Below are 17,912 nucleotides of genomic sequence, written 5' to 3'. Positions count from 1 at the left end.
CTAATCCAGTTGCTTCACAGCAATTTTATTTAAGTCCCATTGCCAATTTTGGGTGGTTTCTGGGATGGGGCGCATTTCAATACAATCTACCGGACAAGGCGCAACACATAAATCGCAACCTGTACATTCATCAATAAGTATGGTGTGCATTTGTTTTGCAGCCCCTAAAATAGCATCAACAGGACAGGCTTGAATACATTTGGTACAGCCAATACAGTCTTCTTCAATGATAAAGGCGACCTTAGGGCCTTTGTCGGATTCATGATTTTCATCTAAAGGTTCAGCTTCTACGCCCATTAGATCAGCAATTTTCTTAATGGTGTCTTCACCACCAGGCGCACACTTGTTGATTGCTTCTCCGTTGGCAACTGCCTCAGCATATGGTTTGCAACCGGGATAACCACACTGACCACATTGGGTTTGGGGGAGTAGGGCATCAAGTTGCTCAACAATGGGATCACCTTCAACATGAAAACGCACTGAAGCATACCCCAATAAGGCGCCAAAAAGAGCTGCAATAAGTCCTAAAACAAGAATGGCAATTAAAATATTCATTATACTAATTGGGATGCCTGGGAATTGTTAATTATCATGAGTATTATTACCTTAAATTTTAACTAGACCAGAAAAGCCCATAAAGGCTAAAGACATTAAACCGGCTGTAATCATTGCAATAGCGGCACCTTTAAAGGGCGTTGGTACATCGGCATTGGCTAATTTTTCACGCATAGCTGAAAACATTACTAGCACTAAAGAAAAGCCGGCGGCTGCGCCAAAGCCATAAACAATAGACTCAAAGAAATTATGCTCTAACCTTAAGTTTAATAAAGCAACGCCAAGTACAGCACAATTGGTGGTAATTAAGGGTAAAAATATACCAAGTAGACGATATAGATTGCTACTGGTTTTATGTACGACCATTTCTGTAAATTGAACAACCACGGCAATGACCAAAATAAAGCTCATGGTGGTGAGGTATTCAAGATTCAGGGGAGCTAAAATATAAGTAGTTACTAAATAACTCAGTAACGATGCAAGCGTCATTACGAAGGTGGTGGCGAATGACATTCCTATAGCTGTTTCAGTGCGAGACGATACTCCCATAAAAGGGCATAAGCCAAGAAATTGCACCAATACAAAGTTATTTACTAGTACTGTGCCAATAAGAAGCAGAATGTAATCGGTCATTTGCGTTTTATATCAGAGCGTTAATTTTATAATATTAACGCTATTATCCTTTTTTTTAGGACATATAACAACACTACAGTGAGTAGGGGATTTGAAAAAAGCTAAAAAAAACCGAGTTGTTAAGCTAAACTCGGTTGATAGGAAACTAATTTTTACATAAATCAAATAGGTTGAGGTTTGCCAATATAAAAACCTTGGCAACCGTCAATAAATAACTTTTCTAAGGTGTGCTTCTCTTCTTGGCTTTCAACACTTTCTGCTAATACGTTTATACTTAACCTATGGGCTAAATCTACCATTAAACGTAAGAAATATTGGTTGTTTTTATCATCATCAATATCACGGGTATAGGAGCTGTCCATTTTGATATAGTCAGGCGTTAAATCTCTAAAGAATTTAAAAGAGGTTAAACCAACACCAAAACGTTCAACGGTTACTTTAGAGCCTACGCGGTGTAACATTTCAATTAAACGTTTACTGGTTTTAATGTTTTGTTGTAAACCATACTCTGTTATTTCAAACACGAGCCGTGTGGCGACCTTAGGTTCACGTAATAATTGACGCTCTAACCAAATCATAAAATGTTCGTTACTGATGCTTCGCGAGCTGATATTGACGCCAAATCTATGATCGAACATATTTTTATTAATAATAGCTTTTATGGTCGTTTCAATAATAAGTTTGTCAACGGCAATGATTTTATCGAGTTTTTCAGCCATTGCAATAAACGATGCGGTAGGCAGCATTTCATCATTGGAATTCAAGAATCGAGCAAGCACCTCACCATAAACTTTGTTATTACGCCCACTGGGAATGATAGGCTGAAGTAACAAGGTCACACGTTGGTTTTCTACAACACTATCAATTTCTTGTCGCCAATTTTGGTTGCCATAATTACTGCTATTTTGCTGTAAAAGATCGGTATCTTTTTGAGCGTACCAAGAATTTGAGCTTTGTGTTTGAGCAATACTGACACCTGTATCAGCTAGAGCAAGAAGCTCGCCTAATGGTTTTGACTTATCAAAGGCAACTAAGCCAGAATAGGCTACAGAATCGAGATCTGAACTATGCTGATATTCATTGAACAAAGCGGTAAATTCTTGCGTTAATGATTCTGCTTTTTTTAAAGCAATATTAGGTAAAATACAGGCGAAATCAGAACTGTTTAGACGAAATAACTTACCATCAGGATAGGCAGTAACGGCTTTTTTCATCAATTGAGCTACTTGCAGAATGTAATTGTCACCTTCTTTGTAGCCGTGTATTTGGTTAATGGTTTGTAGTTCGGAGCAGCGAGTAATAATTAAAACACCAAATTTTACTGGGCTGTCTTGAATTACTTGGCTTTCATAAAACTGTACAAAGCGACCACGGTTATCAAGTTGGGTTAAATGATCAACATAAGCTTCTTGTTCTAATGAGCTTGCTTTATTAATTTGTTGTTCGATGAATGTTTTTATATCACTGATACCTTGTTTAAGCTCAGGAATATCTAACGTATTAACGGCAGAGTTGTCGGAGGACTTTTTGTCACTTTCGTTGAGTTTTATCAACGAAAAGTCACTTTTAATTTGTTGACCAAATAATTTGAAGACATTTTTATAGCGTTTAGTACTCAAGGTTGCAGAAAGAATGACGAGCAACAGTGATAAAACAACCGTTGCCTGAATCATAGTAAATACAAGGCCTGATTCAACAGCATAATTGAGTTGGTATTCTATTTTTAGCGCTGGGCTACTTAATGTTATTTTTTTAGGTTCGGGTGTAATAAAAGGGATTGAAATGCCAGGGTCATTTTGTTTAAAGTTAAACAAAGTTTTACCTGCATAATTAGTAATAGTTAAACGTTGATAGTTTGTTGCTTGCTGGAGTGCATCACCAATTTTTCTAGTATAGGCTAATTCATCACCAGTATATTCGGCAATATTAGTTAATAACGGTAACGTATTCGCGTGAGCAGCGGCTTTATCTTCAAGTACTAACGATAATGAATATAATGACGCCGCACTAATTGACATAATGAAAATGGTCGCTAATAGCGCATGTCGTAATAGTAACTGAGGAAATGTATACATATTAAGTAAAGTTGCTCCAAAAAAATAAAAAAGCACGCCAAAGTTAAAAAATTACATCTATAAAAAGGTTATAGCACGAAAGTTCGATCTATACTAACTTATTGTAAAAAATAAGTTAATTTTTCTTAGCTATCGAGCAATATTCTATTAAAATTACCGCGTGTTTTTTCACTATAATTGCCAATCGCGCTTGCGCTTATGCTTTCGCCCTTATATAATACGCACTGCTTAATTTACTCTGTTGAAATTAAGCAGCTAGCAAGATGTCACTGAAGAATTTGCAGATTGACTCAGTTATGAGAATTTCATCAGATTCTATTCTTGTTATTGGTACTTTTGTGTTGACTACCTATTGTTAATACACAAGTATGGGGTCAGTGATTTAGACCCCTATTATGGGGTTTTTTTGTATTTAGTACTTTTGATTTTATTTTCTTCACAATAATAAGTATTAAACACAAAACACACAGCAAAAAATATGCTGGGCTATATGCCCTTTTTTTGTACCTTAATTTTTTTATTTAAACTAGTTTTTAAATAAAACAGGAGAAAACGATTGGCTAAATTTGAACAAAAACTAACTGACATGCTTCGCCCTGCAGTGGAAGAAACCGGCAAAGAGTTACTTGGTGTTGAGTTTATTAGCGCGGGTAATAATTCAGTTTTACGTTTGTTTATAGATCATGAAAATGGCATTAATGTCGATGATTGCGCTGAAGTAAGTCGCCAAGTAGGCGCTATTTTAGATGTCGAAGACCCAATAAGTAGTGAATATAATTTAGAAGTTTCATCACCGGGTATTGATAAACCATTATTTGAAATGTCTCATTTTAAAGCTGTGGTTGGAGAAATCGTCAATGTTAAATTGTCTATGCCCTTAAATGGTCGCCGAAAATTTAAAGGAACCTTAGTTGCTATAGAAGACAATACCTTGATAGTAGACGTTGACGGTATTGATTACGAGCTTTCCTTGAGCAATGTTGATAAAGCAAACCTGGTTGCTCAACTTTAAACTAAGTAAAAATTTTGTACGAAAATTGTAAGTAAAATAACTAGATAAGTTTAATAGCAGTAACTGTTCTCCTTTAAGTTGCCTTGATTATACAATGCAGCAATTTAAGAGAATGATTACCCAAAAATTAGGGCTAAAAAGACATGAGTAAAGAGATATTACTGGTTGTTGATGCAGTATCAAATGAAAAGGCATTACCTAGAGAAAGTATATTTGAAGCAATGGAAACCGCTTTAGAAACTGCTACCAAGAAAAAGTATGAAGGTGATATTGCCGTACGTGTTTGTATTGACCGTATTTCAGGCGAATTTGATACTTTTCGTCGTTGGTTAGTGGTTGAAGAAAGTAATGAGAATATGGAAAATCCATATGCTGAAATTACTTTAGCAGCTGCACAGTACGATGACCCAGAATTGAATGCAGGGGACTATGTTGAAGAACAAATTGAATCTGTTAAGTTTGACCGAGTAACTACCCAAACAGCTAAGCAAGTGATTGTTCAAAAGATCCGTGAAGCTGAACGTGCATTAGTAGTAGAAGCTTACCAAGAACAAGTGGGTGAGCTTGTTACAGGGGTAGTGAAAAAGTCGAGTCGTGAAAGCGTAATCTTAGATTTAGGTAATAATGCAGAAGCGATCATATATCGTGATGATATGTTACCACGAGAAAGCTTTAGACCTGGCGACAGAGTGCGTGGCTTGTTATATGAAATCAAGCCAGAAGCACGCGGTGCACAGTTATTTGTTAGCCGAACCAAACCTGAAATGTTAATTGAGCTCTTCCGTGTAGAAGTGCCTGAAATTGGCGAGGAAATGCTTGAAATTAAAGGGGCCGCTCGTGACCCTGGTTCACGCGCTAAAATAGCGGTGAAAAGCAATGATAAGCGAATTGACCCAGTAGGTGCTTGTGTAGGTATGCGTGGTTCACGTGTACAAGCAGTATCGACAGAGTTAGGTGGTGAACGCGTAGATATCGTGTTATACGATGATAACGTTGCACAATATGTTATTAATGCCATGTCACCGGCCGAAGTTGCCTCAATTATTGTTGATGAAGACAAAGGCACTATGGATATTGCTGTTGAAGAAAGTAATTTAGCCATGGCGATTGGTCGTAGTGGTCAAAATATTCGTTTAGCTAGTCAGTTAACTGGCTGGGAGCTAAACGTAATGACAGTAGCTGATATGAAAGAAAAGCATCAGGCTGAAAATGACAAGATATTAAACTTGTTTATTGAAAAATTAGACCTTGATGAAGATTTTGCCACCTTATTAAGCGATGAAGGTTTTACCTCACTAGAAGAAATTGCTTATGTTCCAGTGGCTGAAATGCTAGAAATTGATGGCTTAACTGAAGAAATTATCGAAGAATTACGTGAACGCGCTAAAGAAGCATTAACAACACAAGCATTGGCTAGTGAAGAAACGTTAGAAGGCGCAGAGCCAGCCGCTGATTTATTAGCACTTGAGGGCTTAGAGCGTCATTTAGCCTTTGTGTTAGCAAGCCGAGGTATTTGCACACTAGAAGATCTAGCAGAGCAAGGCATTGATGAAATTAGCGATATTGAAGAATTAACTGAAACCAAAGCGGGTGAGCTAATAATGGCCGCACGTAACATTTGTTGGTTTAACGAAGAATAAATAGCACCGGGAGAATAGTGTATATGGCAGATATAACTGTAGCAGAACTTGCCAAAGAAATTGGCACACCGGTGGAGCGTTTAGTGAGCCAATTGGCTGACTCAGGCGTGAATAAATCGGAAAATGATGCTATTTCGCAAGAAGAAAAAGAATCATTATTGAGCTTTTTGAAAAAACAACATGGCGATGATTCAGCAGCTAAACCTAGCAAACTGACACTTAACCGTAAAACTAAGTCAACTTTGACCATGGGGCACGGCAGTAAAGCTAAATCGGTAAATGTTGAAGTACGTAAAAAGCGTACTTATGTCAAACGTAGTGATATTGAAGAGCAACAAGCGGCTCAAGCGGCACAACAAGCCGAAGCTGAGGCTCAAGCCAAAGCAGAGGCAGAAGCGGCAGCAAAAGCAGAATTAGCAGCAAAAGAAGCTGAAAATGCACGAGCAGTTGCAGCGGTTAAAGCTGAAGCTGAAGCTGAGCGTAAAGCACAAGCAAAAGCTGAAGCAGCTGAAAAAGCAAAACAAGCTGCAGCAGATAAAGCTAAAAATGCTGATAAAGCACCTGTGGTTAAGGTTGAAGAAAGTGAAGAAGCGAAGAAACTTCGTTTAGCACAAGAAAAAGAAACCGCAGCAAAAATTGAAGCTGAAGCTAAAGAAGCAGCTGATGCAGCAAGAAAACTAGCTGAAGAAAATGAAGCGCGTTGGAAAGCTCAAGAAGAAGAGCGCAAAGCGAAAGAAAAAGAAGTCGTTCATGTTACTTCTTCAGTTTATGCGCAAGAAGCTGAAGACAAAGTAGATGCGGCAGATGAAGGCGCTGGCCGACGTCGCAAGAAGAAAAAAGCGGCTCAAGATAAAAATGCGGCTCGCGGTGCTAAAAATACCCGCGGTAACCGTAAGGCGACATTATCAGCCCCGCAGAGTTTAAAACATGGTTTTACTAAACCAGTTGAAACTAAGCAACAAGATATCCGCATTGGTGAAACTATTTCTGTTGCGGAATTAGCCAATAAAATGGCTAAGAAAGGTGCTGAAGTTGTTAAAGCCATGTTTAAAATGGGTGCAATGGCAACCATTAACCAAGTAATTGACCAAGAAACTGCGGCACTTGTTGCAGAAGAAATGGGTTTTGAAGTTGTTTTAGTTAAAGAAAATGCACTTGAAGAAGCGGTATTAGCGGATCGAGGCGATGCAGGTGATGCAATTACTCGTGCTCCAGTTGTTACCATTATGGGTCACGTTGACCATGGTAAAACATCACTACTTGATCATATTCGTGAAGCGAAAGTAGCCGATGGTGAAGCCGGTGGTATTACACAGCATATTGGTGCTTATCATGTAGAAACCGGTCATGGCATGATCACTTTCTTAGATACGCCAGGCCATGCTGCTTTTACAGCTATGCGATCTCGTGGTGCCAAAGCAACGGATATTGTTATTATTGTGGTTGCAGCTGATGATGGTGTTATGCCACAAACAATTGAGGCCATTCAACATGCGAAAGCATCTGAAGCGCCAATTATCATTGCTGTAAACAAAATGGATAAAGAAACAGCTGACCCTGATAGAGTGAAAACCGAATTATCGCAACATGATGTTATCCCAGAAGATTGGGGCGGTGATGTTCAATTCTGTCATGTGTCTGCTAAAACAGGCTTAGGTATTGATGAGTTACTTGATTCAATTTTACTACAATCAGAAGTGTTAGAGCTTACTGCGGTTGTTGATAAAATGGCAAGTGGTGTTGTAGTCGAGTCTAAACTTGATAAAGGTCGTGGCCCTGTAGCTACAGTACTTGTACAAGAAGGTACGCTAAATCAAGGTGATATAGTACTTTGTGGTCTAGAATATGGCCGAGTACGAGCGATGCGTGATGAAAATGGTAAACCAATTCAATCTGCGGGTCCTTCAATTCCAGTTGAAATCCTTGGATTAAGTGGTGTTCCACAATCAGGTGACGAAGCAACAGTAGTAAAAGATGAGAAAAAAGCACGTGAAGTTGCTTTATATCGTCAAGGTAAATTCCGTGATGTTAAACTTGCTCGTCAACAAAAGTCTAAACTTGAAAACATGTTCTCTAACATGGCTGAAGGTGAAATTTCTGAAGTTAACGTAGTGCTTAAATCTGATGTTCAAGGTTCACTTGAAGCGATTTCAGATTCATTATTGAAACTATCTACTGATGAAGTAAAAGTGAAAATTATTGGCTCGGGTGTTGGTGGCATTACTGAAACTGACGCAACCTTAGCTGCTGCTTCAAATGCAATTGTTGTTGGTTTTAACGTCCGTGCAGATGCTTCAGCACGTAAAGTGATTGAATCTGAAAACATCGATCTTCGTTACTACAGTGTTATTTATGCTTTAATTGACGAAGTTAAACAAGCAATGAGTGGTATGCTTGCGCCTGAGTTTAAACAAGAAATCATTGGTCTTGCTCAGGTACGTGATGTATTTAAATCACCTAAAATTGGCGCAATTGCTGGTTGTATGGTGACAGAAGGTACAATTAAGCGCAGTGCACCAATTCGTGTATTACGTGAAAACGTGGTTATTTACGAAGGTGAGCTTGAGTCGTTACGTCGCTTTAAAGACGATGTACAAGAAGTACGTAACGGAACAGAATGTGGTATCGGTGTTAAAAACTACAATGATGTTCGTGTAGGCGATCAAATTGAAGTATTTGAGACAGTTGAAGTTAAACGTTCACTATAGCCTAATATTTTTGCTCATTACGCCGATAGCTGCATCGGAAGTACTCATTGACGTTCGTCAACTCCGTGCTTCCTTTTTGCTCTCAAAGTAATTAGCTTCAATCTAAAGCAATAGATAGAAAATGTTTCAAAAATATATTTAAATAGAAATGGAGGCTTAGCCTCCGTTTTTGTTAGGAGTTTTATATGGCTAGAGAATATGCCCGTACTGACCGTGTTGGTCAGCAAATCCAAAAAGAAATAGCTGTTATTCTGATGCGTGAAATCAAAGATCCTCGCTTGAGTATGACCACAGTATCAGCGGTAGAAGTAACCCGTGATTTGGCTTATGCAAAAGTGTTTGTGACTTTTTTTAACGATAATGCTGATGAAATTAAAGCATCGCTTGAAGTATTAGCTGAAGCAGAAGGCTATATTCGTTCATTGCTAGGTAAGCGCCTACGTGCACGCATTATGCCGCATTTACGTTTTGTATATGATAGTTCAATGACTGAAGGTGTGCGCATGAGCGCATTAGTAGATAAAGCTATTGCCAGTGACCACCATGATCATGGGGATGAGGCAACAGACGAAAGTGAAAAGAGCGAATAAAGCATGGCAAAGCGTAGAAAAGGCCGTCCAATTAATGGCGTGTTATTATTAGATAAACCTTATGAAATGTCGTCAAATCATGCTTTACAAGCGGTTAAAAGAATCTATTTTGCTCAAAAGGCAGGACATACAGGGGCGTTAGATCCGCTAGCCACAGGTATGCTACCAATCTGTTTAGGTGAAGGTACTAAGTTTTCTCAGTTTTTGCTTGATACAGATAAGCGTTATCAAGTGACAGCAAAATTAGGTATTCGCACTACAACCAGTGATGCAGATGGTGACGTGGTGAGTGAAAAAGCTGTTTCGGTTTCAAATGAGCAATTAACCCAGGCACTTGACAGTTTTCGTGGTACTACTCAGCAAATACCTTCAATGTATTCGGCGTTAAAATACCAAGGTAAACCTCTGTATAAATATGCACGTGAAGGTATTGAAGTGCCGCGTGAATCACGAGATATTACTGTGTATTCTTTAGAGTTATTACGTTTTGAACATGATGAAGTAGAGCTGAAAATTCATGTGTCGAAAGGTACCTATATTCGCACTATCGTTGATGATTTGGGCGAATTGCTAGGTTGTGGCGCACACGTTGCTGATCTACGCAGGTTGGCTGTAGGCAATTACCCAATCGATAAAATGGTCACTTTACCTCAATTAGAAGCATTGCTTGAACAGGCTAATTCAGAAGAAATAAGTCCTTCAGAGTTATTAGACCCTTTATTATTGCCAATGCAAAGTGCCGTTGATGGGATGCCAGCAGTGTATGTTGATGAGATGTCAGCTCACTTTTTACGCCATGGAAATCCTGTTCAAGCTTATCAAGCACCTGCTGACGGTAATGTGCAGGTTTATATTGGCGAAGATGAGCATGATGATGCAGCTGAATTTATTGGTGTCGGTATAATTGATGATTCTGGGCAAGTAGCACCTAAGCGTATTGTGGTTGTTAACCCATAAGCGAAATAAGGGGGTCGATAGTGGTTGCATTTTAACTGTTGCCTGTTAGAATACGCGCTCTTTCGTAACCTCGGCTGGATTAGTGTTTGGCTTGGGTTGTTATTTTAACTCTTTCTCTTGATGAAAAAGAGTGTTCACACTAAGGATTTATAATGTCTTTAAATGCTACTAAAAAAGCAGCAATTGTTGCTGAATATGCTCAAAAAGAAGGTGATACTGGTTCACCAGAAGTTCAAGTTGCTTTGTTATCTGAACAAATCAACCACTTACAAGGTCACTTCAAAGAGCACATCCATGATCACCATTCACGTCGTGGTTTACTACGTATGGTTGCTCAACGTCGTAAATTACTTGATTACTTAAAAGGTAAAAACGTTGAACGTTACACTGCCTTAATCGGTAAGTTAGGTCTACGTCGTTAATAGCTCGTTTTGATGAGTTATTAAGCAAAAGGAGCCAATTGGCTCCTTTTTTGTTTTCAAAAATAGCATAAGACACTATTGTTGCTAGCAAAAAATGTTCAGGTCAGTATAATATGCCTGCTTGATATTAACGCTGCTATATTTTTGTATGACAGCCGTGAAAAATATTAAGCAAATAATCAATCAAACTGTATAATTTTTTGTTCTACTTAAGCCATATCGTTAGCGTATAAGTGAATAAATAATTGTACAGATTGATTAAAGATAAATGCGTGTTTGTTTTTGATTTAAAAAACAAAACGTAAAAAATTAAGGAAACATAGTAAATGTTTAATCCAGTAACTAAAAAATTTCAATTCGGTAAACATACCGTAACACTTGAGACGGGTACTATTGCTCGTCAAGCATCTGCTGCTGTCATGGCAAGCATGGACGATACCTGTGTATTTGTTTCAGTTGTTGCAAAAAAAGAGGCCAAAGAAGGTCAAGATTTTTTCCCTTTAACTGTTAACTACCAAGAGCGTACTTACGCAGCGGGTAAAATTCCAGGTAGTTTCTTTAAGCGAGAAGGTCGCCCTTCAGAAGAAGAAACACTTATTGCGCGTTTAATTGACCGCCCAATTCGTCCATTATTCCCAGAAGGGTTTAACAACGAAGTTCAAGTTATTATTACCGTGGTTTCAGTTAACCCTGAAATTGCCCCTGATATTATTTCATTAATAGGTACTTCTGCAGCACTAGCCATTGCAGGTGTTCCTTTTAGCGGTCCTGTTGGTGCGGCACGTGTTGGTTATACAGATGGTCAATACATCCTAAACCCACTGCAATCTGAATTACCAAGCAGCCAATTAGATTTAGTGGTTTCAGGTACAGATTCAGCGGTATTAATGGTTGAATCAGAAGCTGATGTATTATCTGAAGAAGTGATGCTTGGCGCGGTAGTATATGGTCATGAGCAAATGCAAGTTGCAGTAGATGCCATTAAAGCATTTAAAACTGAAGTCAACACGCCTGCATGGGACTGGACTGCTCCAGAGAAAAATGCTGAGTTAGTGGCTAAAATTGCTGAACTTTCAGAAGCTCAAGTAAACGAAGCTTATCAAATTACTGAAAAAGCAGTTCGTTATGAAAAAATTGCTGAAATCCGTAATGGAGTGCTTGAGCAATTGCTTGAAGCAGATGCAGAATTAAATGTTCAAGAAGCTAAAGATTTATTCCATGACTTAGAAAAAACAGTCGTTCGTGGTCGTATCACTCAAGGTTCACCTCGTATTGATGGTCGTGATCCTGAATCAATCCGTGCATTAGACGTTATGACAGGCGTTTTACCGCGTACTCATGGCTCTGCGGTGTTCACTCGTGGTGAAACACAAGCACTGGTGACTGCTACTTTAGGTACACAACGTGATGCACAACGCCTTGATACCATTATGGGAGAAAAAACTGATGCATTTATGCTTCATTATAACTTCCCTCCATACTGTGTGGGTGAAACTGGTTTTGTTGGCTCTCCAAAACGTCGTGAAATCGGCCATGGCCGTTTAGCCAAACGTGGTATGTTAGCCGTCATGCCAACAATTGAAGAATTTCCGTATGCAGTACGTGTTGTGTCTGAAATCACTGAGTCTAATGGCTCATCTTCAATGGCGTCAGTTTGTGGTACTTCATTAGCTCTTATGGATGCTGGTGTGCCTATTAAAGCCTCTGTAGCAGGTATTGCTATGGGTCTTGTTAAAGAAGGCGAGAACTTCGTTGTGCTTTCAGATATCTTAGGTGATGAAGATCATCTTGGTGACATGGACTTTAAAGTAGCCGGTACGACAGGTGGTATTACTGCACTACAAATGGATATTAAAATTGAAGGAATTACGCAAGAGATCATGCAAATTGCGTTAAACCAAGCAAAAGCTGCACGTACTCATATTTTATCTGTAATGGATGAAGCTATCGGAGGTCACAGAGATGACATCTCTGAATTTGCGCCGCGTATTCATACGATGAAAGTTAGCCAAGATAAAATTCGTGATATTATCGGTAAAGGTGGAGCCACTATTCGTCAATTGACGGAAGAAACGGGTACCACTATTGAAATTGATGATGACGGTACTGTTAAAATTGCTGCAACCTCAGGTGAGCAAGCTGAAGATGCTATTAATCGTATTAAGTCATTAACGGCAGAAATTGAAGTAGGCACACTTTACACAGGTAAAGTAGTACGTATTGTTGATTTTGGTGCATTCGTTAATGTACTTCCAGGTAAAGATGGTTTAGTACATATTTCACAAATATCAGAAGAGCGTGTTAGCAATGTAAGTGACGTGTTATCTGAAGGTCAAGAAGTAAAAGTGAAAGTATTAGAAGTTGATCGTCAAGGACGTGTACGTTTAAGTATTAAAGAAGCGATGGACAAGCCAGCAGAAGAAACGCCTGCTGCTGAGTAATCGTTTTACATAATGGCTAAGTAATTTACAATTTAGTCTATTAAAAGGAGCCTTATGGCTCCTTTTTTGTTTTTATATCAAGTACAATCATTACTATTATTTTACTGTTAAGGTCAATTAGTGAATCTACTCTTCTCTACAGGTAGTTGTAAACCTATCATGTTACTGTTAGTTCTTTGCCTAACATTGCTTACACAAGGTTGTGTATCTCAAGGTAAGCTGATAAATAATGCTCACTCATCGGCATTGAATCAGCTAGTTATTGCAGAGCCTTTGGCGATTAACATTAAAAGTGAAATAGCCATAGCTCGTTTATCGGAAGTAATGAACCGTGTAAAAATTACTGATGAACAACGTGCACAACTGCATTATGATCGTGGTGTGTTATATGACAGTGTTGGGTTACGCTCCCTCGCGCGGTTAGACTTTTCCCGTGCTTTGCAGTTAAAGCCAGATTTGATAGACGCCTATAACTTTTTGGGGATTCACTTTACTCAGTTAAAAGAATTCTCTCAGGCCTATGAAAAGTTTGATTCTGTATTAGAGTTGGCGCCAGATCACGAATATGCGCATTTAAACAGAGGTATTGCTTTGTATTATGGTGATAGACCTGAATTAGCAGCACAAGACTTTAATGATTTTCATCATAAACAAAGCGATGATCCGTATCGTTTGTTATGGTTATATTTAGCTGAGGCAGAGCTAGATGCTATATCAGCTAAGCAAAATTTGCAGCAAAGAGCTAAGTTAGTTAATGAAAGTACTTGGGCCAAACAAATTATCTATCTTTATTTAGGACAAATTTCACCTGAGCAGTTTATTAGTGAGTTAACTCATAATGTACAATCAAATAAAGCATTAACGGATCGCCTATGTGAAGGGTATTTCTATCTAGGTAAATACAATCAACGTAAGGGGTATTATGGGGCTGCGGTAAACTTTTTTAAATTATCTTTAAGTACCAATGTTTACGAATTTGTTGAACATAGATATGCCAGACTTGAATTAGATCTGATGCGTACTAAAAAAGTCACCACCACTCCTCAATAAAGAACATTTTGCTGCGCTAAGGGTTGTACTTAATCACCGAATAAATGATCGCATAAATGAAAGATAAAAGAATGATGATGAGTTTGCTGATATTCCTATTAATCGGGGTATCATCAAGCTCATTTTTTTTAAATGCTCATCTAACCAAGCTCGTTACCAGCCAAAACTATAGTGAGGCACAATTTGATTATGCCTTGGCTCAAAACAACTTCACAGCGCTTAGTGTGGCCTGGCAACAAACAGTTGTCCACAGTGAACCGTGGGTAGTATTGGCAACAAAATTAGCCAAAACTCAGGGAGAGGCAGCGTACCAGTTGGCCCTATTTTACCAAGAGGTTTACCAAAAGGATGACCAAGAGCAGCCAGTCCAAGCTATCTTTTGGTACAAAAATGCTATTCGACTTAACCATCACCCAGCATTTTTAGCGTTGGCTCAATTGTACTTTCAACAGCAGCAGTTCGACAAAGCACAAGCGGTTTTAGCACAATTGCCAACAGAGTTGACTGATACGTTAGCCAATGAAGCATTAATGTTAGAAATACAACTTACTATTCATCAAGCAAATCTAAACAAACTAAGCCAACTTATTGCAAATTATCAGGGGCAATTGCAAACCACAGTTGCAGGCCAGGCACTGCTAACTAATATCAAAAAATACCAGGTGTTATCTTTTGAAAAAAGGCTTGTAGCTGTAAATGCTGATTCGATCAGCTGCGACAATAGTATTCAGTTATTTGCTACCAATCTAAAACATTTAAACGCACTTGAGCAATTGATAGACGATTTTAAAACGCAACCATTAAGTCGCTCCTTGTGTTTTACGCCTGTGCGCTACCTACCCAAAACAGCCATTGACTGTTCTACCACAGCAAATAAAGCTATTTCTTGTGATGAACTGAGCTGGGAAGCCTTGGCAGACACAATAGATACCCGTTACGTTGGCCTAATGTTACCTCAAGGGGGCGCTAATGTGCATTTAGGTATTCTGTATTTTGATGCAGAGGATAACATTGATGTGTTTACCCATGAAATTAGCCACTTATTGGGCTTTGTTGATGAGTATCCCCTAAATGAACACCATGCAAGGTGTCAGTCTAGTCAAGAAGAGGCGTTTTCATCTAATATTGCCGTGTTAAAAAAACGCTATCAAGGCGATAGAGTGGCTGTACGTCAGTGGGTATTAAAGCAAATCAGTTGGGGCAAACAAATTAAAACTACTACCCCTATTTTACAACCAACAACTAGTAGTCATGGGCAACAATATTGGCAATTAGGAACGCCAGAGGCATTTAAAAACCAAGTAGGGCTGTTTACTGCGCAAACATGTGATAACACTACTGAACGGACCAGCGTTAATTTTTCCGCTTTTAAACCTTTGTACCAACGAACCAAACTGCAATATTATGCATTAGATTTTCCCTCCTTGTATTTACAGCTATTGCAAACCCATAAGCAGAAATATTTAATGCCGAGTTTTCATTACAATATTGCGTTAGCCTATTTCAAACAAGATAACATAGCACTAGCTCATTATTGGCTTAAGCAATCAGCTGTGAGGGAAGTTGATCACTTCAGGCGGAAGAAAACGCGTTTAGGGCAGTTCTAACCTTTGCGTTAACCTTCAGTTTTGATATTGATTTAATACCTGCTGATAAAGCTACATTGAGCAAGGAAAATTAACTTTTAACGATTGCTAACTCGGTGCTGATTGGCAGTGCGGAATTTGATGGCTCAGATGATACTTTACCAAAACTAGGCATATTTACTTCATTTGTCGGTTTGATTTTTGCAGTAGGCCACATAGTATAATGCTCTATATATTTTTCTGTTTCAGCATTATTAACTAAAGCTTTATTAGTTTTTACATGTTTAATTACTGGTTTTTTGTTTGTCCTTGTAAACCATGAGTAAAGTGCCATATAACCCTCTTGTATAATCCATCGTACTTGATTTCTTATTATAGAGTAAAAGTAGAGGGAGTAAAATTAGTTTAATCGCTTTGGCTAGAATTAATTTTTGTCTTTAACAAGATAGGGTATAATGTTAGCACTTTAATCTATGGCTGCTTCAAAGCACAACCAGATGATTATTTACAATTTTTTTTAATTAGAACATTATCAATGAAGCCTTTTGAACCAAATACATTTCGTCAGCATTTTCCTTTGATTGTCAATCAAGAAAACCTCGACCATTTGTTAAATACTGCTATTTTAACAAACGAGAGGCTAGAGCAAACGGGTTTAGTTTATTTCGATAATGGTGCAACAACGCAAAAACCAGCTTGTGTTATTGAAAGCTACCATGACTTTTATCAAGCTAAAAATGCAAATGTACATCGTGCATCTCATGGGTTAAGTGCAAAAGCAACGGCAGCGTTTGAGCAGGCAAGAGAAACAGTTGCACACTTTATTAATGCTAACAGTAGTAAAGAAATTATTTGGACAAAAGGCACCACAGAAAGTATTAACTTATTGGCGGCTACTCTTGGCAAAACAATACTGCAACCAGGAGATGAAATTTTCATTGCGGTAAGTGAACATCACGCTAATATTGTGCCTTGGCAGTTGATAGCGGCTCAAACAGGTGCAGTAATAAAAACACTACCGCTTGATGCTAATGGCAGAATTGATCTCAATCAGGTTGAGCAGTTACTTACCCATAAAGCGAAAATTGTCTGTTGTTCACATGTGTCGAATGTTGTGGCTAAAATCAATCCCATATCTGACATCATTGCTAAAGCAAAAACGGTAGGTGCGCTGACCGTTATTGATGGCGCACAAGCCATTGCGCACTTGCCGGTTGATGTTCAAGCACTTGATTGTGACTTTTATGTGTTTTCTGCTCATAAAATGTATGGGCCCACAGGCGTAGGCGTACTTTATGGCAAACAAGCAATACTTGAAGCCATGCCACCTTATCAATCAGGTGGCGAAATGATTAAAACGGTGAGTTTTACTGAGCAAACTACTTTTAATGAACTGCCGTTTAAGTTTGAAGCCGGCACGCCAAATATTGCAGGTGTTATCTGCTTTGCTCAAGGTATCCAATTTATTCGCCAATATGATAGTGCTGAAATATCTGCTTATGAGCAACAGTTAACTCAGTACTGTTACCAAGCATTACAACAAATCCCCGGAGTGACGTTTATTGTTGAGCAAGCGCCTGATATAACAGTGATCGCTTTTACTATTAACGACCACCACAATCACGATATTGCATCCAGTTTAGATAGTTATGGTATTGCCCTTCGCAGTGGTCATCATTGTGCAATGCCGTTAATGGATTATTTGAATATATCGGGTTGTTTAAGGGTATCTTTAGCGCCGTATAATACTATTGCTGAAATTGATTACTTTATCAATGTGCTCAAAAAAATACTAAAACAAGAAACAAGCGTTAATACAACAAACCTTGAGGTGTCTGCGACTGTTGAAAGTGACGCTATTGTTGAAAAATTTTCGAACATCAAAAGCTGGGATGCGCGTCATCGAGAAATTATGTTATTAGGTAAGAAGTTAGAGCGGTTAGATCCATGTTATCGTAACCAACATACATTGATTCATGGCTGTGAAAGTTTGGCATGGGTAAAAGCATCAACATCGGTAACAGGGCATTATCATTTTCAAGCAGACAGTGATGCTAAAATTATTCGAGGCTTATTAGTGATTGTACTCGCGGCCTTCAATAATAAAACTAAGCAACAAATACAGTCTGTAGATGTTAACAGTTATTTTGAAAGCTTAGGTCTATTACAACATTTAAGCCCATCTCGGGGCAATGGGGCTTTGGCGATTGTAGATAAAATAAAAGCACTTTCCTGTGCTTAGT

Annotated in this window: 14 protein-coding genes; 10 read left to right on the top strand and 4 right to left on the bottom strand. The window is 38.5% G+C overall.

What is annotated here, in order from left to right:
• The 3 genes from rsxB to ABXG98_RS12650 form a co-directional block, all read right to left on the bottom strand.
• Positions 1 to 555 carry an electron transport complex subunit RsxB gene (rsxB, locus tag ABXG98_RS12660; protein ID WP_353539057.1) on the bottom strand — a complete coding sequence of 185 codons (555 nt, stop codon included), beginning with the start codon at positions 553 to 555 and terminating at the stop codon, positions 1 to 3.
• Positions 556 to 606: 51 nt separating this feature from the next.
• Positions 607 to 1,188 (bottom strand): electron transport complex subunit RsxA, encoded by a 582-nt coding sequence (gene rsxA / locus ABXG98_RS12655; protein ID WP_353539056.1) that lies wholly within the window; start codon positions 1,186 to 1,188, stop codon positions 607 to 609.
• Positions 1,189 to 1,349: 161 nt separating this feature from the next.
• Positions 1,350 to 3,263, bottom strand: coding sequence for an EAL domain-containing protein (locus tag ABXG98_RS12650; protein ID WP_353539055.1), 1,914 nt, complete (start codon positions 3,261 to 3,263; stop codon positions 1,350 to 1,352).
• Positions 3,264 to 3,819: 556 nt separating this feature from the next.
• Here ABXG98_RS12650 and rimP point away from each other — a divergent pair.
• The 9 genes from rimP (at position 3,820) to ABXG98_RS12605 (ending at position 15,690) form a co-directional block, all read left to right on the top strand.
• Positions 3,820 to 4,275 (top strand): ribosome maturation factor RimP, encoded by a 456-nt coding sequence (rimP, locus tag ABXG98_RS12645; protein ID WP_353539054.1) that lies wholly within the window; start codon positions 3,820 to 3,822, stop codon positions 4,273 to 4,275.
• 143 nt (positions 4,276 to 4,418) lie between these two features.
• Positions 4,419 to 5,915 (top strand): transcription termination factor NusA, encoded by a 1,497-nt coding sequence (nusA, locus tag ABXG98_RS12640; RefSeq protein ID WP_353539053.1) that lies wholly within the window; start codon positions 4,419 to 4,421, stop codon positions 5,913 to 5,915.
• 23 nt (positions 5,916 to 5,938) lie between these two features.
• Positions 5,939 to 8,623: a translation initiation factor IF-2 gene (gene infB / locus ABXG98_RS12635; protein ID WP_353539052.1), complete on the top strand. Its 2,685-nt coding sequence runs from the start codon at positions 5,939 to 5,941 to the stop codon at positions 8,621 to 8,623.
• Positions 8,624 to 8,808: 185 nt separating this feature from the next.
• The gene (rbfA, locus tag ABXG98_RS12630) at positions 8,809 to 9,213 is read left to right on the top strand and encodes a 30S ribosome-binding factor RbfA (protein ID WP_353539051.1); all 405 of its coding nucleotides are present in this window, start codon (positions 8,809 to 8,811) and stop codon (positions 9,211 to 9,213) included.
• A gap of 3 nt (positions 9,214 to 9,216) precedes the next feature.
• Positions 9,217 to 10,170, top strand: coding sequence for a tRNA pseudouridine(55) synthase TruB (truB, locus tag ABXG98_RS12625; protein WP_353539050.1), 954 nt, complete (start codon positions 9,217 to 9,219; stop codon positions 10,168 to 10,170).
• 152 nt (positions 10,171 to 10,322) lie between these two features.
• Positions 10,323 to 10,592, top strand: a complete 270-nt coding sequence (gene rpsO, locus ABXG98_RS12620) for a 30S ribosomal protein S15 (RefSeq protein ID WP_353539049.1) — start codon at positions 10,323 to 10,325, stop codon at positions 10,590 to 10,592.
• 326 nt (positions 10,593 to 10,918) lie between these two features.
• The gene (gene pnp, locus ABXG98_RS12615; RefSeq protein WP_353539048.1) at positions 10,919 to 13,033 is read left to right on the top strand and encodes a polyribonucleotide nucleotidyltransferase; all 2,115 of its coding nucleotides are present in this window, start codon (positions 10,919 to 10,921) and stop codon (positions 13,031 to 13,033) included.
• Between the two features lie 120 nt (positions 13,034 to 13,153).
• Positions 13,154 to 14,083 (top strand): lipoprotein NlpI, encoded by a 930-nt coding sequence (gene nlpI / locus ABXG98_RS12610; protein ID WP_353539047.1) that lies wholly within the window; start codon positions 13,154 to 13,156, stop codon positions 14,081 to 14,083.
• Between the two features lie 56 nt (positions 14,084 to 14,139).
• Positions 14,140 to 15,690 (top strand): tetratricopeptide repeat protein, encoded by a 1,551-nt coding sequence (locus tag ABXG98_RS12605; protein WP_353539046.1) that lies wholly within the window; start codon positions 14,140 to 14,142, stop codon positions 15,688 to 15,690.
• Between the two features lie 70 nt (positions 15,691 to 15,760).
• Here the strand turns inward: ABXG98_RS12605 and ABXG98_RS12600 are convergent, their stop codons facing one another.
• A complete protein-coding gene (locus ABXG98_RS12600; protein ID WP_353539045.1) occupies positions 15,761 to 16,003 on the bottom strand; it encodes a hypothetical protein in 243 nt (80 codons plus the stop codon).
• A gap of 201 nt (positions 16,004 to 16,204) precedes the next feature.
• Here ABXG98_RS12600 and ABXG98_RS12595 point away from each other — a divergent pair, with 201 nt between their 5' ends.
• A complete protein-coding gene (locus ABXG98_RS12595; RefSeq protein ID WP_353539044.1) occupies positions 16,205 to 17,911 on the top strand; it encodes a SufS family cysteine desulfurase in 1,707 nt (568 codons plus the stop codon).
• Position 17,912: the final 1 nt, after the last annotated feature.

Source organism: Colwellia sp. KU-HH00111, from assembly GCF_040362745.1.
GTDB lineage: Bacteria > Pseudomonadota > Gammaproteobacteria > Enterobacterales > Alteromonadaceae > Colwellia.
Note: the sequence above shows the minus strand (reverse complement) of the source record. Positions and strands in the feature narration are given on the sequence as shown.

What these genes read in the sequence shown, in the direction of transcription:
- ABXG98_RS12650 (WP_353539055.1), bottom strand. Translation starts at nt 3,263, where the DNA reads ATGTATACATTTCCTCAGTTACTATTACGACATGCGCTATTAGCGACC.
- rpsO (WP_353539049.1), top strand. Translation starts at nt 10,323, where the DNA reads ATGTCTTTAAATGCTACTAAAAAAGCAGCAATTGTTGCTGAATATGCT.
- infB (WP_353539052.1), top strand. Translation starts at nt 5,939, where the DNA reads ATGGCAGATATAACTGTAGCAGAACTTGCCAAAGAAATTGGCACACCG.
- rbfA (WP_353539051.1), top strand. Translation starts at nt 8,809, where the DNA reads ATGGCTAGAGAATATGCCCGTACTGACCGTGTTGGTCAGCAAATCCAA.
- rsxA (WP_353539056.1), bottom strand. Translation starts at nt 1,188, where the DNA reads ATGACCGATTACATTCTGCTTCTTATTGGCACAGTACTAGTAAATAAC.
- truB (WP_353539050.1), top strand. Translation starts at nt 9,217, where the DNA reads ATGGCAAAGCGTAGAAAAGGCCGTCCAATTAATGGCGTGTTATTATTA.
- nusA (WP_353539053.1), top strand. Translation starts at nt 4,419, where the DNA reads ATGAGTAAAGAGATATTACTGGTTGTTGATGCAGTATCAAATGAAAAG.
- ABXG98_RS12605 (WP_353539046.1), top strand. Translation starts at nt 14,140, where the DNA reads ATGAAAGATAAAAGAATGATGATGAGTTTGCTGATATTCCTATTAATC.
- ABXG98_RS12600 (WP_353539045.1), bottom strand. Translation starts at nt 16,003, where the DNA reads ATGGCACTTTACTCATGGTTTACAAGGACAAACAAAAAACCAGTAATT.
- rsxB (WP_353539057.1), bottom strand. Translation starts at nt 555, where the DNA reads ATGAATATTTTAATTGCCATTCTTGTTTTAGGACTTATTGCAGCTCTT.
- pnp (WP_353539048.1), top strand. Translation starts at nt 10,919, where the DNA reads ATGTTTAATCCAGTAACTAAAAAATTTCAATTCGGTAAACATACCGTA.
- ABXG98_RS12595 (WP_353539044.1), top strand. Translation starts at nt 16,205, where the DNA reads ATGAAGCCTTTTGAACCAAATACATTTCGTCAGCATTTTCCTTTGATT.